Here is a 16268-nt window from a genome sequence, read left to right on the forward strand (position 1 = left end):
CCCTCCCTCCAACAAAGAGGACACACTGTCACCTTATCAGCCTGAGACAGCATCAAAATCATGGAGCCAGGCACGCTATTGGCACAACTGCCGTACCAATCCTTACTGGCGCGAAACGACCGACAAAAAACGTCATTAGCGCACTGATTTAATGCACTAATTTATAGAATCAAACATAAAGAAAAGAAGAGATCCGCACGCCTTTAAACGAGGTTTTCCGGCAGCATAAATTTCCGGTCACAGTTCAAAATCCGCGACGCAGAAATAATTTTAAACAAGGCTGAATTTTCGCGATTAAAGACGAAACGTGATTGCCAACCAAAGAAATTTTTCAAAGACAGCGACGAAAAACTGGTTCCTTTTCAGATCCAAAACAAGGGATCCCGCCATCAGCAATGCATCTTCAGGTTTTGGACGGGATACCCTTAAAAGCTGGAACCTGAAAAACGACAAAGACCTGTTGGCAGAACAAAGTTGGGATCACTTCGCCATTAAACCAATACCCCTGACCAGCGCCATGAAGGTGAGCACAGGCGCAGATTTGCACGGCTTCTCAAAGTATCTATTCAATCCTTCTTTACCCAGAGGAATTCGTCAAAATTCAGCCGCGGAATATCAACTCGCTGAAGCCTGGTTTATATTTGGCGCTACCGATATTTGGCTAATATCTTGTCGTAAGTGCCATCTTTTTTAATTTCGGCAAGTCCTGCATTAAATTGCTTTAGCAACGTTTTTGAGCCATTGGCCGACTTGCTGAAACAGGAGTAATAATTCGTAAAAGAAAGTTCATGATAAACAACCTCTTTCGATTTATTTTGCTGTCCCAGATAGTATCGAGTAGGGGCTTCATAGGTATAGTAAAAATCAATACGACCGTTCAGCAGAACTTTTAATCCCTGCTGCTCATCGGACAATTCGATGATATTTGGAACATTCGCTTCTTTCAGGTTCTCTATGATATTGTAGCCGCGCACAACACCAACCGGGCGCGTGCCAATTTCATCGACTGTTTTTAATTTAGGAAAGTTATTTTTCGTTAAACTGAAAACGCCTGACGAAGCTTTTCCCAAAGGGTCCGAAAAATACAAAAACTCCGTTCTTTCCTTGGTCTGAGAACAGCTACAAACGCCGTTAACGCGCCCTTGCCGGGCTTCTTCCAGGGCCCGTTTCCACGGCATATACTGAATTTTTAGATCCACCCCCACTCGTTTGAAAGACTGCCTCAGGAATTCAACGTCAAAACCAGATAAACCGGAGTCACTATTTTCCATTTTATACGGCGGAAATTCGTTACAAGCGAAAACGACAGGCTCATCAGAAAAAGCGGGGTTTCCTGATAAAAGCCACAGAAAAATCAAACAACTCAATACTCTAAAAATTTGAGCCAATAGGCCCTCCAACGAGTTAAGCCGAAATATACCAAAGACTATTGCCAAATTACAGTGGCACCCTAACGAACAAGCGCCTTACATATGCGAACATTAGCATACCAAAAATAATTTTTAATTAATAGGGCGAACAAAGTAAGGTCATTTCACAATCGCTGATATCCGGCCCTTCCCGTTCGGCTCTCTATTGATACCCCATCATTTGGACGCAATAGGTCGTCCAAAAATCTTCTACACCCGTGTATTTCAAGAGACTTTACTATGTCCGGGATTGCTCTTAAGCTTTAGCAAAACGCATGCCTGTGCGCGGAGAGAGACATGACGCAGACAAACAAAACGCCCCCTGTAAAGGACGCACCAATCAGCAGATCAACGACACAGAATCCGCAAAGACCGCTTTTCCTGATCAAGGAAATGGCCTTGGTCGAAAGGGTCGGAACAGAGGATGTTTGGTCATGGCTGGCCGCAGGCTGGGCAGACCTGAAGTCCAACATGACGACAAGTGTTCCCTATGCTGGCCTTTTTATCCTTGTGGGTATCGCAATCTCGTTTGGTTTCTATTTTATGGGCTGGCCATATCTGATTTTGCCTGCGTTAAGCGGATTTCTGCTTGTTGGCCCTGCTGTCGGTATTGGCTTCTATGAAATCAGTCGACGGCAAGCCTCTGGCAGTAAGGCCTCGCTTTGGGACGCGATAACCGCAGCGCGGTACAATAAACTGGGTATTTTTGGCTTTGGCGTTGCCCTTACCTTCATTTTTCAAGTGTGGATCCGTCTTTCTTTCACTGTTTTTGCCCTGAATTTTCCGGGCATCATGCCGGAATGGGACGTTATTCTGTTGCGCAGCTTCAGCATGGAAGGCATCTATTTCGGAATTTCGATTTCCCTCGTTGGAGCCGTTTTCGCTACCGGTATCTTTTTCGTTGGCGCTTTTTCCATGCCAATGATGATGGACCGAAAATCAATGCTGTTGCCGTCGATTATCACCAGCGCTTATGCCGTTTCCCAAAATCGCAATGCCATGCTGTTATGGGCGGCGATCATTGTCATCTTTACCGGTATTGGACTGGTCACCGCAGGAATTGGACTTATGGTAACACTTCCGCTTATCGGGCATGCCACCTGGCACGCCTATAAACAGGTAATGTCTGGCGACCTGCCTGACGGAGAAACACACGCAGCCGGAACCCTTGCATCTAAAAACGAATGACAACCGACAAACCAAATGTCCACCGGCGAGAAAGCACGCGATAAAGACCCGTTCAAAAGAGGATAAAAAAGCTTCTTTCCGCCGTCATCCGGACAGGAAGGCCACTAACGGGGCGGCTCCTCCACTTTAGCCTGTCCTCTCTCACTGCGCCCCAAGTACCACTGAAAATCAGAAAATAGGGGAAATGCAGACAACCCAGTATTTTTCAGTATTTTCTGAAAAAAAGTGAAATCTTGATTTTAAAGAGTAATTCGACAATGGGACGATTTGAACGATATCTATCCGTATGGGTTGCCCTCTGCATTGGCGGCGGCGTTCTTTTGGGAAGCTTTTCACCCGTGACATTTCAATGGGTGGCAACACTCGAATATGCCAATGTTAATTTTATCGTTGCGATCTTTATCTGGATCATGATTTTCCCCATGATGGTCAACGTCAATTTCAATTCGTTGAAAGATGTTGGCAGGAAACCCAAGGGGCTGTGCATTACCCTTGTCATTAACTGGCTGGTCAAGCCCTTTACGATGGCTGCCCTCGGTATACTTTTTTTCGAGCATGTCTTTGCTGGCCTCGTCATGCCGGAAACGGCAAAAGAGTACATAGCGGGTATGATCCTTTTGGGGGTTGCCCCCTGTACAGCCATGGTTTTTGTCTGGAGTCAGCTGGTCAAGGGGGATGCAAATTATACGCTGGTACAGGTTTCCATCAATGATGTGATCATGATTTTCGCGTTCGCCCCCATTGCGGCCCTGCTTTTGGGGGTCACCGATGTTGTCGTTCCATGGGAGACTTTGGTCCTGTCGGTTATTTTGTACGTAGCCACCCCCTTGACCGCGGGCTACCTTACCCGGAGAGCCCTGTCGAGCGGCGGTGATACCGATCGTGTTGCCCGCTTCACCCAGTCCTTGAAACCTTTTTCTATTATTGGACTTTTGGCAACAGTCGTTCTTCTTTTCGGTTTTCAGGCTGAAACCATTTTAACCAAGCCCATTGTTATTGCGCTGATCGCGGTTCCGCTTCTTATTCAAAGCTACGGTATTTTCCTACTGGCCTATACCTGGGCTTATCTGTGGCGTGTTCCGTTTTCCACCGCTGCACCAGCCGCATTAATAGGAACCTCCAATTTTTTTGAACTTGCTGTGGCCGTCGCCATAAGTCTTTTTGGTTTAAACTCGGGAGCCGCTCTGGCGACAGTTGTTGGTGTTCTGGTTGAAGTGCCCGTCATGTTATCGCTCGTTGCCATTGCAAATAAAACCCGGGGCTATTTTCAAGAGGACTGATGCACGGACAGAACACTACACGATTTAAATCTACTTCAGCGTGTTTCAATTAAACCCGCGAACGCACGCGTCTTATTTGCCAAGCCATATTTCAAGGACTATACTCGATCAAAAAAAAGGATCAGTTCAATGTCCACCCTCACCTCCCTTCGGCCCGTTTTGCCTATTCTCATTGCGGCGTCGGTCATGCTGACAATCAGTTTTGGACTAAGGCAAAGCCTCGGATTGTTCATGCCTGCCATCACACAAGACATAGCCGTCACAGTCACTGATTTTACCGCGGCGATCGCCCTGCAAAATCTTGTTTGGGGATTTTGTCAGCCTGTTGCTGGCATTGCAGCCGACAAATGGGGCTTTCGCCCTGTCATGGTCTTTGGTGCCCTTTCCTATGCGTCTGGCATGCTGATACTGGCAACCGCTGAGAGCGTATTTGGGGTCATCCTTGGTGCCGGCATTTGTGTCGGCGTTGGCATGGCCTGCGCCTCTTTTGCAATGACCCTATCCGTCACTTCCCGTTTGGTCCCCCTTTCCATTCGAAGCACGGCTTTGGGCGTTGTTTCTGCAGCAGGCTCGATCGGCGCGATGATTACCGCCCCATATGCCCAGTTTCTGGAGACCGCATTTGACTGGCGTTTCGCCCTCTTCGGGCTAACTGTCCTCGCCGCCCTGATTATTCCGGCGGCCTGGATCGCCGGTAAAGTTGACAAATCTGCGCCACTTGTCCTTTCCGCAAATAATTCGGACCGACTATCGGCGGGCGCTGCCGTCAAAACAGCTTTTCAGAATTCATCCTTTGTTGTTATGGCAATCGCCTATTTTGTGTGTGGAATGCAATTGGTTTTTTTAACCACCCACTTGCCGTCATATCTGCAAATCTGTGGCATGGATCCCATGCTTGGTGCTTCTGCAATCGGGATCATTGGAGGGTTTAACATTGTTGGCAGCCTGTTTTTTGGCTGGGCTGGAGGAAAATGGTCCAAACAGGTGTTGCTGGGAATTATCTATTGCGCGCGTTCGCTTGTTCTTGCGTGGTATTTCATTCTTCCTCCTTCGCCAGAAAGTACTATTCTATTTGCAGCCTTGATGGGTTTTCTATGGTTAGGCGTGTCTCCCCTCGTTGCCGGCTCCGTTATTGAAATGTTTGGATTACGCTGGCAAGCGATGATCCAGGGCCTAGCCTTTTTCAGCCATCAGTTTGGGAGTTTTTTGGGCGCTTTTGGCGGCGGCTGGCTATTCTCCAGATTTGGATCCTATGACTTAGCCCTGACCATTGGTATTTCCATGGGCCTGAGTGCTGGCATCATTCAGATCCTCTTCGCCCTATACAAAACACCCGCAAAACCATTGCCCGTATAGAGATGTAAAAAACCCTAAGAAAAAATGGAATAAAATACAGCCCTCATCCGTTAGTTAAAACAAGGTAGGTAATTAAACCTACTTCAATAAACGGATGGGGAGCGGAATGAACGATCATACCAGCAAGAAAATTACCAAACAATCCATACTTGAAGCATATGAAGAAAATCCAGAAAAGGCCGACCTTGAGATCTTTGGCCGCCGCCCCCATAAAGACCGGCGCGGTTTTCTAAAAGGTGCAGGACTAGCAACCATGGGCGCAATGCTTGGCGCCTCCATTCCTTTTCACAGAAATTTCCCGTCCGGCCTGATCCCGGTTGCCATGGCCGATGACGCAAATGTGTTGGCAGGTAAAGAGGGGCTGACCCTCTTGAACGACCGTCCTGTAAATGCGGAAACACCCCCTCACCTTTTGGATGATGCCATTACGCCTACAAAACGGCATTTTATCCGGAATAACGGCATCCCACCCGAAAGCATGGATCCAGACAGTTGGACCCTGACGATTGATGGTCTTGTTGATAATCCAATGGAACTGTCCATTGCCGATCTTAAATCAAAGTTTGAAGTGGTCACAATGGCCCTCACAATCGAATGTGGCGGCAATGGCCGGGCCTTCTTCAATCCACCCGCAAAAGGCAATCAATGGACTTACGGTGCGGTTGCATGTTCCAATTGGACAGGCGTGCGACTAAAAGATGTTCTTGAGGCTGCGGGTGTAAAAAGCAATGCAATTTACACGGCTCATGTTGGTGCAGACAGCCACCTGTCCGGTAAGGAAGGTAAGCTGCCAATCTCACGCGGAATGCCAATTGAGAAAGCACTGACAGACAATATTCTCATCGCGTTTGAACAAAACGGAGAGGCCCTTCATCCGATGAACGGTGCCCCGCTTCGCCTTGTTGTGCCGGGATGGCCAGGATCATGTTCCCAAAAATGGCTAAAACGGATTTATCTGCGCGATATCGTCCATGATGGTCCAAAAATGACTGGAACAGCTTATCGTGTTCCAAACAGGCCTGTTTCCGCTGGTGAGAAAGTCGAAAAGAAAGACTTTGTTATTATTGAAAGAATGCCTGTCAAAGCGTTGGTAACCGCGCCTGCAACAGGTGCAACACTAGAGGCTGGAAGTGTTGATGTTCGCGGCCATGCCTGGTCTGGGGACCGCGAAATATCCAAGGTCGAGGTATCGATTGATTTTGGCGCAACCTGGCAGGCAACAGAGCTCGACAAACCTGTCAATTCAGGTGCCTGGCAAAATTGGCGGACCAAGGTCTCTCTCCCCCTAAAAGGATATTATGAAATTTGGGCTCGGGCCGTGGACGATGCTGGAGAAGGCCAACCGCAGGCGATCAGCTGGAACCCAAAAGGGTATCTGAACAACAGCGTTCATCGTGTTGCAGTTCGATATTCCTGATCCTTATTCCTGAGCGGTGCCCGCACCGCTCAGTCCTGACCCTTTCGGAGAGTAAGAATGAAAGTAATGTTTACCGCCCTTTTCGGGGGCGTTTTGTTATGTACCTACCCGGTTGCTGCCGATGAGGCGCTGCTTGAAAAGATCGCCACCGCTGACACCCAAAAAGGCGAAAAAGTCTTTAAAAAATGCAAGGCCTGCCACACCGTCGAAAAAGGGGGGAAAGCCAAAACTGGACCCAATCTGTGGGGCATTCTCAATAAAGATGTCGCCAGCAGTGACGGCTATACCAAATATAGTAAAGGCCTGAAAAATTACGGTGGGATCTGGAGCGCCGAGCGGTTGAACGCTTTTTTGAAGAAGCCCAAATCTGAAGTTAAAAAAACAAAGATGACATTTGCGGGCCTGAAAAAAGAGAAAGACCGTCTCAACCTCATTGCATATTTAGGCACTCAATCTGACACACCTGTTGCCTCCACCACAGGCACCGACAGTACTGAGCAGGAACCAGCCTCTGCTGACGAATATGGACTTCTGGTAAACAAGCCCGGCGCCGAAGAAACGTTTAATTACTGTACAGCCTGTCACTCAGAAAGGATTGTCGCACAACAGGGATTGACGGAAGCCGGCTGGGAAGAGCTTTTGGACTGGATGGTCGACGAACAGGGAATGGATCCGATAGACGAACCTGATCGGTCGATGATCATTAAATACTTAACGGAACACTATAATCTGGATAGACCTAACTTTCCGAGGTAGATTTCAGTTCACGCGCAGGGACGGGCGTTTTTATAGCTTTCAAGCATTGCCATTTGCAAGGCATCAAGTCGATCGACCGTCCCTTTAGTCTCCTCAAAGACATAGGCTGCAATTGCCCGGAACCTGCTTTCATCCATACCGTTCGCCAATACTGAAAACTCGTACCCCTTATACGACCAGGTACGCTTCAGCAAACCCGCTGACTTATAAAATTCCACAGCAGGCTCATTTTCGTCCAGCGCCATACCAATGACGGTGAGTTGGCAACCATTTTGCCCCCGGTAATGCATTGCAAACGCGTCACGGCCCGACAGTGGCTGAGTGACAACATCGACAAGTGTCAGAGATGACAACGAAAGATCTGGAATTTGCAGCAGTCCAATACGCGTTGTTGAAACCGCAGATTTGCGAATATTCTCGTCAATGATATAGGTGTTCGACGACAGACCACGATGAAGGTCTAAAGCTGCTAGTGTTCTGTTCGGACTTAAATCCGTCCAAAACACAGCGCCGATACTGATAAAGCCTGCCAATAATGTTGCGGCAAGCAAGGCACCGATCATCCTTTTTTTCGTCCTCGGGATTTCCTGCGTTTCAGCTTCCAGGCTTTCTTGCACTGATTTAAGACCACGCAAAGACGCCTTTAACGAGATCAGACGTTGATACTCTTTCTGAAGTTCCGCGTTTGAAGACAAACGCTGTTCGAATTGGGCAGCCTCTTCCTCTGGCAACTCACCGTCCAGAAAGCTATTTAATTTTTCCCAATCAAGATCACTAACAGTCATTTTTCTAAACTTTACTTCTAAAGGGCGTAACGTTGGATTGCTCGACTTTCGTCAACAACGCTCGACGTGCCCGACTAATGCGACTCATAATGGTTCCTTCAGGAACGCTTAAAACAATCGCTGCTTCAGAATATTTAAACTCAAGAACATCAATAAGATACAATATTTCCCGTTCGACCGCGTTGAGTTGAGTCAACGCCTCCCGGACCAGAATTTCTTCAAGAACCACTGGATAAAAGCCCGCACCGTCGTTTAGCAATTTTTCCTGTTCCAGGGAGTAGTCACGTTGGATTTTTTCTCGCCTTAGCGAGTCTATATGCACATTTCGCACGATGCGGAACAACCAAGGGCGCAAGCCCTGTAAATCGTCGGGTATTTTCTTCGCTTGCAGGGCACGGGCAATCGCCTCCTGAACAAGATCCTCTGCAATATGGGATCCATTCACCAATGCATTGGCATAGGCTTTCAGCTCTGGAAACAGCTTTTTAATTCGTTGCCGTGTCGACATGCTAAGGAAGAAACCGCATTTCAGGAAAGCACCTTTATTTAAACCCATGAACACTCTGTCTCTTAATAGCATATTTGTTCAATTACGCTACTAACTGACGATTGTTTTTGTGCACTTTTTGTCCCTAACGCAATCAACCACCTTATCCCCTGAAAATTTTTCAAAGGTCCGCCGTTGTGAACACGACCACTCCTGTGCAAAATGATAAGATCAGGCGCAACCCTTTATGCTTCAACGATCGGAAGAAGAATGACAAAACCGACACAAGCTCTTTGCTTCGATGTTTTTGGGACAGTGACCGACTGGTATGGCTCAATTCTGAAAGAAGCGCAAAGCCTGCCTCAAACGCGACAGCTTAACATTCCCTGGGATGCCTTTATTCTGAAATGGCGCCGGGATGGCTATTTGGCCAGCCTGAAAAAAATTGTTGCGGGCGAAATGGACTTGATGGCCACCGCAGAAATCAACAAACGAAAGCTACTGGAACTCCTTCAGGAATACGACATACAGGGTCTTTCACCGGGGGAAATCGATCACTTCAATCTCTCATGGAACCGGTTGGAGGCATGGGAGGATGTGGTTGCTGGCCTTCACCAGCTCAAGGAAGATTTTCTCATCATGCCTTTTTCAAACGGGGATTATCGCTGCCTGTTGGACATTTCGAAACGAAACAATCTTCCATGGGATGGGATCATTTCAGCCGACTTCTTCAAAAAAATCAAACCCGACCCGACAATCTATAAAGAGGCAATTGATCTTCTTCAAATGGCCCCGGAAAATGTAATGATGGTTGCCTGTCATGCGCATGATTTAAACGCTGCGAAAAAGGCCGGGATGAAAACTGCTTATGTAAACAGACCGCTGGAATTTGGGGGCCATGACGCAGCGGATGCAGTCAAGGCAGCCTATGATATTGAAGCAACCGATTTCGTCGACCTTGCACGGCAGCTAAAAGAGACTAAGCTTTAAAACAAAAACCGCCATCATAAGAACTCATAAAAAAGGAAAAACAAATGACGCGTTTAAATGGACAGATCGGTTGGGTTACAGGCGGGGGTTCCGGCATTGGCGCGGCAGGGGCAAAAAAATTGGCCCGCGAGGGAATGCATGTCATTTTGTCAGGACGGCGAACAGCACCACTCGAAAAATTAGCACAGTCAATTCGGGATGATGGTGGCTCCGCGGAAATTGCGCCCTTGGATGTGACCGATCAAAATAGCGTTGAGGAAGTCGCAAAAGATATCATCAAAAGGTTTGGCCGCCTGAATCTACTCGTCAACAGTGCCGGTCTGAATGTCAAAGAGCGAAGCTGGGAGCAGGTGAATGCAGAGGGTTGGAACCGTGTCGTCAATGCGGATTTAAATGGTGCATTTTATTGCTGCGCCGCCGTTTTACCGACAATGCGGCAACAAAAGGAAGGACTGATCATCAATGTTTCCTCTTGGGCGGGGGTCCACCCTTCCCGTCTGACAGGTCCGGCCTATACCGCAGCAAAACATGGCATGGTTGCAATGAATGAAAGCCTGAATATCGAAGAAGGTATCAACGGCATTCGGGCCTGTGCGTTATGTCCGGGGGAAGTGGCAACAGAAATTCTGGACGCGCGGCCGATACCACCGTCCCAGGAAGACCGGGACCGAATGCTGCAGGATGAAGATTTGGGTGACACAATCTTATTCGTGGCAACACTTCTTGCTCGAGCATGCGTCAACACGCTCATTATCAGTCCAACCTGGAACCGCTCTTACATTCACAAAGATCTTTGAGTGAGCGGCACGCAGGGCGGAGCGGGTCCGCCTTGCAAGCCGACAGGTAAATCAGAGTTTCAGATTGCGGTCGAATAGAGCCAGCATTCGTTCCCAATGGCGCTCTGCCGCAGGCTTCACATAGGCTGCCCTTTCCGGAAAAGCAAAACCATGGCCTGTGCCGGGGTAGATTTCCATGCGATAGTTTACACCAGACTTATCCATCTCTTCGGGGATGGATTTCAGCAGGCTTGGCGGCACATACTCGTCTTCTTCGGCAAAGGCCAGATAAAGTTCGCCCTTGATCAGATGAGCACTCAGATGCGGTGACTGCTTGTCTTCCGTTTGAATGCCCACACCATAATATGAGGCGATGGCCTTGAACCGATCTGGATAGGTTGCCCCAACCTGCACGACATATTTACCACTCATACAGTATCCCACACACCCAATCGCGTCGGACCTGGCGTTCGGATCACTGTCCAAAAAGGCAAGGATCGCTCTCGTATCGTCGACAATTTTTTCCGTTGTTGCAGCGTTCATCAGCCCGAACATTTTCTCGCGCTCTTCATCCTTTATGCGGATCTGGCTTAATTCAAAGCCATATGCCCCTTCGCGTCCCCAGCGATAATAAAGGTTTGGCAAAATCACATAATATCCGGCTGTTCCAATGCGCCGAGCCATATCACGCAACTCTTCTCTGATACCGGGCGCATCCATATACAGTACAATCGCAGGGAACGGCCCGCCCTCTTCCGGATAGCAGATAAAGGCATCCAGTTGACCATCAGATGTTTCAATAATTATCTGGTTTTCTATCACTACGCTCTCTTCCTCGCACGCTGGTGGTCACGCCATGATGCGTTGCGCATTCTTCACATGACTTTGCAAAGATGCACCCTAGCACAACCCGTCTTTTCCATGTGCCCGGAAAACAAAACCATGTTCCAAAAAACGACAAAACTTGTGACAAATATCAGATAGAGCAAAGATGATAGTTGTTTCTTCTCCGATTTTCGTCAAAATATCGCTCCATGTGGGGCGCCGCATCAAAGAAAATCAATGAATGGAGCCATAAATGAGTAACGAAGCAGCCTATACACCCCCTAAAGTTTGGAAATGGGAAGGCGAAAGTGGCGGTCGTTTCGCTAATATTAACCGCCCGATTTCTGGCTCGACACATGAGAAGGATCTGCCGGTTGGCAAGCATCCCCTGCAACTTTACTCGCTGGCCACACCGAACGGTGTAAAGGTTACAGTTATGCTGGAAGAACTGTTAGCTGCGGGCCATGCCGGCGCTGAATACGATGCCTGGCTTGTAAACATCATGGAAGGCGATCAGTTTGGTAGCGGGTTCGTTGCAGCCAACCCAAACTCGAAAATTCCAGCCCTGATGGATCATAGTTCAGGGTCCCCTGTCCGCGTGTTTGAATCTGGTGCCATCCTTTTGCATCTGGCGGAAAAATTTAATGCCTTTTTACCCACGGACCCGGCCAAGCGCCCCGAGCTGCTCTCGTGGTTATTCTGGCAAATGGGAAGCGCCCCCTATCTTGGTGGTGGTTTCGGCCATTTTTACGCATATGCTCCTGAAAAAATCGAATATTGCATTAATCGATTTGCGATGGAGGTAAAACGTCAGCTGGATGTGCTCGATAAACAGTTGGCCCAAAACCAGTTCATTTGCGGTGATGAATACACCATTGCCGATATTGCCATCTGGCCCTGGTACGGCGCACTGGTAAATAACGCGGTGTATGAAGCCGCTGAATTCCTGGACGCGGCAAGCTATAAGAATATGAACCGGTGGGCAAAAGAAATTGGTGAGCGTCCTGCTGTTAAACGTGGACGGATGGTCAACAGGACTTCTGGCCCTCTCGAAAAACAGTTAAGAGAACGCCATGATGCCAGCGATTTTGAGAACCGCACTCAAGATAAACTGGAACCCGCTGAAGACTAACTGACTGGTGAGACACTAGAAAACCGGTGCTTTTTGGCACCGGTTTTTTTGAGGATCAAGCACGCGATGATCGTCGTAATTTCTTATACCGCCGCAATAGACCATCTTTCTTCACACGCGACAAATGATCCAAAAATGTTCGCCCTTCCAGATAATCCATCTCATGTTGAATGACCGAGGCAAGAAACCCGTCGGCGTCCAGAACCTGCCGCCCCCCTTGTGGGTCAAGATATTCTACGGAGATTTTTGCAGGGCGTGTGACTTCCGCTGAAATCCCGGGAAAACTCAATGATGCTTCCTCAAATGTTTGCATAGCTGATGACCGTTTCAAAACCATCGGATTGATCATTGCGATTGGATCTGGTTTACCCTCTTTTTTCACATCCATGACAATGATCTGTTTCAAAACACCCACCATGTTCGCACCGAGACCCGCGCCCTGCTCGCGGTAGAGAGTGTCAAACATGGCGGTCACAAGGCGCCGAATATCCTCATCGACCTTTTCGACCTTGGCGGCCTTTTTCCTGAAGATCGGATCAGGCGCATAAACGAGGGGCAAAAGGGGCATGGTCTTCCTATCTGTCTTTCAACAATTTCTAAATGCACATACCATACTCAACCAAAAAACCATTGGATTTTATGCGTGAAACTGGTCTAGCGTCTTTCAACCAAATTTGACAAAAGACAACCGTTCAGGAAGCAAACCATGGATAAAACCGCCATAAAAGAAGCGGACCTTCTCGAAAAAGTGGAAGACTTTGCAAAAACCGTTATTTTCCCGCAACGCGAAACACTTATTCGCAGTCCCATCTTTCCGGAAACTCTGTGGCGCTCTTTTATCGACTATGGACTTGCCGGTCTAAGCATCCCCGCAGATTACGGAGGGCAAGGCGCGAGTTTTCAGACCATCGCGCAGGCCGGATATCTTTTGAACCGATATGGTGGTGTGCCCGGCGTCAACCTGACACTTTGTTCACACTGGACCCTTGCCCGCCTGCATTTATTAAAGGGCACATCAGAGCAGCTCAAGGAAAAATATCTGCCCGCTATTGCTGAAGGGACAGAAATACTGAGTGTAGCCATCTCTGAACCTGGTGCAGGCGCTCATCCAAAGAAACTCGGCACAACTGCCATCCGAAATGAGGGCCGTTTTCTTTTAAACGGCGAAAAAGCCTTTCTGACCAATGGGCCATTAGCCACGGCATATCTTGTTCTGGCCATTACCAGCGAAGAAAAAGGGCGGCGGGCTTTCAGCACTTTTTTAATTCCATCAAAAACAGAAGGGCTGGAAAAAACCGCTGGCGTCGAACTGGACTTTCTTCATCCCTGCCCGCATGGCGGGGTACGACTGCAAAACTGTTCCATCAAAGAAGAAAATATGATCGGTGAAGAAGGAACTGCTTTTGAAAGAACATCCCTAAGAATGCGCGCGGTTGAAGACGCCCTTGGTGCGGCCAGCCTACTGGGAACGTTAAGCCATCTTTTATATCATTTCGCCCGAAACGCCCCTCTTTCTACCGCCAGTCAGATCGGCGCGATCGAGACACAGTTACAATCCTTGAAAATAGTCGCAGCCCATCTGGCAAACCAGGCTGAAGAGCAATCGGACGCCCTGAATACCCTTCTGTCATTGTATCTCGGTTTTCGGCAGCAAAGCAAAACCTGCCTGACCGCAATCAGGGACTTGTATGAGACGAGCCCCACTGACCCCTCTGAATATATCAGCCTCCTGTTAAGAGATGTGCTAAAATATAGCTCAATTGCAGGTTCTGCGCATAATAGCCGCTTGTCAAAGGTCGGTCTTTCAATCCTTGGTTCCAACACATAAAAGCAATAAAATGACAATAAACACCAATCAGACTTTTGTTTTACCCGATGGGTCTGTTTCTTTTGGATTTTTTGAAAACTCTGTCGGACGCCTGAATTACGAAGATTTTTCTTTACGCTCCCCCTGCCGTGAACAACTTCCCACAGACGAAAGACTTCGCCGGTTTGTTCACTTTAATTTCATGGGATTTACATCTGACCGATTTATCTCTGGCTGTTCTTTATCCTACGCAAACAAGCAAACAACCGTATTTTTCTACGTTTTCGACAGACATAAAAAAACCATCCTGAAACGAGGTTGTCGTGCCCGAAGCGGGGACATCACCGACATAAATTTATCACCCGATGATGGTATTTCTCACATCATGGGAAAAGGCATGGATGTGCAGTTCATCTCGTCGCCGGGCAACCGGGAAAAAACCCTTATTGTTAAGCTCGATGGATCGGACGTCTTAACGCTTTCATTTCAGGAACAGGAACCGCCTTTTGACACCTTACGCCTGTGTACGCCGGTTGGCCCAAACGGGTGGAGTTATTGCCAGAAAGTGGCAGGGCTAAAAGCCAGTGGGACATTAACGCTGGATGGTGAAGAACATGACCTTCGTCACCAGAACGCCTATGCCCATCATGACTTTACCGGTGGCTATCTAAGGCAGGATACATTTTGGAACTGGGCGTGCTTTACAGGGCAGGGCGACCACGGGAAGGCTCTGGGACTGAACCTGTCCAACGGTGTCAACGAAACTGGTCATTCAGAAAATGTGATCTGGCGCGACGGGAAAAGACAATCATTGGGATTGGCCACATTCGCCTATGACCCTAATGACTTAACAAAGAAATGGACAATTAGAACAGCCGATCTGGGGGTTGATCTTACCTTCCTGCCAGATGGTCAATATGCCGCTTTTCAGCCCGACGGTCCCACTCCGGTCGATTTCACACAACTGTTTGGAACCTTCAATGGCCGCGTGACGCTTGCGGACGGTGAGACAGTTTCCGTTCGACAAATACCCGGATTTTGCGAACGCCAATATTCCGTTTGGTACCCGTAACGAATTCTAGAATTTGACACTCCTGTCCGGTTAGAGGATCATGGTGTTCAATATACCAAAAGGAACCTCAGTGTCCGTTATAACAATAATACGGGAAAACCGTACAATTCAGGGTGTATGCTGGATGATATTAACCAGCTTCCTCTTTGTCGCAATGACCGGCATTGTCCGTCATTTGGGCTCAGATATGCCCGCAATGGAAGCAGCCTTCATCCGCTATTTTCTTGGCTGTCTTCTCATTGCACCACTTTTCTTCAAAAACCGACCCAAGAAATTTGAGCCTGGAATTCTGAAACTCTACGGCATACGCGGATTTGTGCACGGAATTGGCGTTATTCTCTGGTTTTATGCCATGGCACGCATTCCTATTGCGGAAGTGACCGCCATCGGATACGTCGCACCTATTTTCGTTACTCTTGGCGCTGCGATTTTCCTTGGCGAAAAACTTCGGATACGCCGGATAATGGGCGTTGGATGCGGCTTTGTCGGTGCCCTTATTATTCTTCGGCCAGGGTTTCAGGACGTCAATCTTGGGCAATTGGCTCAGCTTTGCGCAACACCGCTTTTCGCGTGTTCATTTTTAATCGCCAAACGGCTTACTGACACGCAAAACCCATCTTTTATTGTTGGCATGCTTTCGATAGGCTGCACGATCACCCTGTTACCGGGCGCCATATATCAGTGGCGAACCCCGACGGCTGAAGAAATCGGCTGGTTATCCCTGACCGCCGTTTTCGCAACGATCGGCCATGTTACCTTAACGAAAGCGTTTCAGGCCGCACCGATTACGGTCACTCAACCCTTGGGCTTCTTACAACTCGTTTGGGCGGCGCTGCTTGGCATTCTTGTTTTCAACGAAGCCTTGGATCCGTTTGTCTTTGCCGGCGGCGGCCTGATCATTGCGGCAACCACCTATATCTCTCATCGTGAGATGCAGGCCAGTCGCGATACGGCTCGTCTTGAAAAGGCACGTCTGTCAGAACTTTAG

16 protein-coding genes are annotated in these 16268 nt (G+C 48.3%); 11 read left to right on the forward strand and 5 right to left on the reverse strand.

Annotated elements, in window-relative coordinates; translation table 11 throughout:
* Nucleotides 1-647: 647 nt before the first annotated feature.
* Entirely contained in the window at nucleotides 648-1271 is a 624-nt protein-coding gene (locus OIR97_RS15785) for a substrate-binding periplasmic protein (RefSeq protein ID WP_169543184.1), read from the reverse strand.
* A 435-nt stretch (nucleotides 1272-1706) separates the two neighbouring features.
* On the opposite strand from OIR97_RS15785, the gene OIR97_RS15790 reads away from it, so the two are divergent.
* The 5 genes from OIR97_RS15790 (at nucleotide 1707) to OIR97_RS15810 (ending at nucleotide 7406) form a co-directional block, all read left to right on the forward strand.
* The gene (locus OIR97_RS15790; protein ID WP_169543185.1) at nucleotides 1707-2597 is read left to right on the forward strand and encodes a DUF2189 domain-containing protein; all 891 of its coding nucleotides are present in this window, start codon (nucleotides 1707-1709) and stop codon (nucleotides 2595-2597) included.
* Between the two features lie 257 nt (nucleotides 2598-2854).
* Entirely contained in the window at nucleotides 2855-3877 is a 1023-nt protein-coding gene (gene arsB / locus OIR97_RS15795; RefSeq protein WP_169543186.1) for an ACR3 family arsenite efflux transporter, read from the forward strand.
* A gap of 129 nt (nucleotides 3878-4006) precedes the next feature.
* A complete protein-coding gene (locus tag OIR97_RS15800) occupies nucleotides 4007-5233 on the forward strand; it encodes an MFS transporter (protein WP_169543187.1) in 1227 nt (408 codons plus the stop codon).
* 106 nt (nucleotides 5234-5339) lie between these two features.
* Complete coding sequence (locus tag OIR97_RS15805) at nucleotides 5340-6650, forward strand: sulfite oxidase (protein WP_169543188.1); 1311 nt, start codon at nucleotides 5340-5342, stop codon at nucleotides 6648-6650.
* Nucleotides 6651-6707: 57 nt separating this feature from the next.
* A complete protein-coding gene (locus OIR97_RS15810) occupies nucleotides 6708-7406 on the forward strand; it encodes a c-type cytochrome (protein ID WP_169543189.1) in 699 nt (232 codons plus the stop codon).
* An 8-nt stretch (nucleotides 7407-7414) separates the two neighbouring features.
* Here OIR97_RS15810 and OIR97_RS15815 read toward each other — a convergent pair whose 3' ends face one another.
* Both OIR97_RS15815 and OIR97_RS15820 read right to left on the reverse strand, forming a co-directional pair.
* Nucleotides 7415-8191: an anti-sigma factor family protein gene (locus OIR97_RS15815; RefSeq protein ID WP_169543190.1), complete on the reverse strand. Its 777-nt coding sequence runs from the start codon at nucleotides 8189-8191 to the stop codon at nucleotides 7415-7417.
* A 4-nt stretch (nucleotides 8192-8195) separates the two neighbouring features.
* Nucleotides 8196-8747 (reverse strand): RNA polymerase sigma factor, encoded by a 552-nt coding sequence (locus tag OIR97_RS15820; RefSeq protein WP_169543191.1) that lies wholly within the window; start codon nucleotides 8745-8747, stop codon nucleotides 8196-8198.
* A gap of 201 nt (nucleotides 8748-8948) precedes the next feature.
* Here OIR97_RS15820 and OIR97_RS15825 point away from each other — a divergent pair, with 201 nt between their 5' ends.
* Both OIR97_RS15825 and OIR97_RS15830 read left to right on the forward strand, forming a co-directional pair.
* Nucleotides 8949-9668, forward strand: coding sequence for a haloacid dehalogenase type II (locus OIR97_RS15825; protein WP_169543192.1), 720 nt, complete (start codon nucleotides 8949-8951; stop codon nucleotides 9666-9668).
* A gap of 44 nt (nucleotides 9669-9712) precedes the next feature.
* Nucleotides 9713-10465, forward strand: a complete 753-nt coding sequence (locus OIR97_RS15830; protein WP_169543193.1) for an SDR family oxidoreductase — start codon at nucleotides 9713-9715, stop codon at nucleotides 10463-10465.
* 51 nt (nucleotides 10466-10516) lie between these two features.
* Here the strand turns inward: OIR97_RS15830 and OIR97_RS15835 are convergent, their stop codons facing one another.
* Nucleotides 10517-11266 carry a dienelactone hydrolase family protein gene (locus OIR97_RS15835; protein ID WP_169543194.1) on the reverse strand — a complete coding sequence of 250 codons (750 nt, stop codon included), beginning with the start codon at nucleotides 11264-11266 and terminating at the stop codon, nucleotides 10517-10519.
* Nucleotides 11267-11522: 256 nt separating this feature from the next.
* Here OIR97_RS15835 and yghU point away from each other — a divergent pair, with 256 nt between their 5' ends.
* Nucleotides 11523-12401 (forward strand): glutathione-dependent disulfide-bond oxidoreductase, encoded by an 879-nt coding sequence (yghU, locus tag OIR97_RS15840; protein ID WP_169543195.1) that lies wholly within the window; start codon nucleotides 11523-11525, stop codon nucleotides 12399-12401.
* A gap of 55 nt (nucleotides 12402-12456) precedes the next feature.
* Here the strand turns inward: yghU and def are convergent, their stop codons facing one another.
* Nucleotides 12457-12969 (reverse strand): peptide deformylase, encoded by a 513-nt coding sequence (gene def, locus OIR97_RS15845; RefSeq protein ID WP_169543196.1) that lies wholly within the window; start codon nucleotides 12967-12969, stop codon nucleotides 12457-12459.
* Nucleotides 12970-13107: 138 nt separating this feature from the next.
* On the opposite strand from def, the gene OIR97_RS15850 reads away from it, so the two are divergent.
* From OIR97_RS15850 to OIR97_RS15860, 3 genes are all read left to right on the forward strand, one after another.
* A complete protein-coding gene (locus OIR97_RS15850; RefSeq protein ID WP_169543197.1) occupies nucleotides 13108-14229 on the forward strand; it encodes an acyl-CoA dehydrogenase family protein in 1122 nt (373 codons plus the stop codon).
* A 10-nt stretch (nucleotides 14230-14239) separates the two neighbouring features.
* Complete coding sequence (locus tag OIR97_RS15855) at nucleotides 14240-15280, forward strand: DUF2804 domain-containing protein (protein WP_169543198.1); 1041 nt, start codon at nucleotides 14240-14242, stop codon at nucleotides 15278-15280.
* Between the two features lie 124 nt (nucleotides 15281-15404).
* Nucleotides 15405-16268 carry a DMT family transporter gene (locus OIR97_RS15860; protein ID WP_169543199.1) on the forward strand — a complete coding sequence of 288 codons (864 nt, stop codon included), beginning with the start codon at nucleotides 15405-15407 and terminating at the stop codon, nucleotides 16266-16268.

It is taken from the genome of Sneathiella aquimaris (assembly GCF_026409565.1).
Classification (GTDB): Bacteria; Pseudomonadota; Alphaproteobacteria; order Sneathiellales; family Sneathiellaceae; genus Sneathiella; species Sneathiella aquimaris.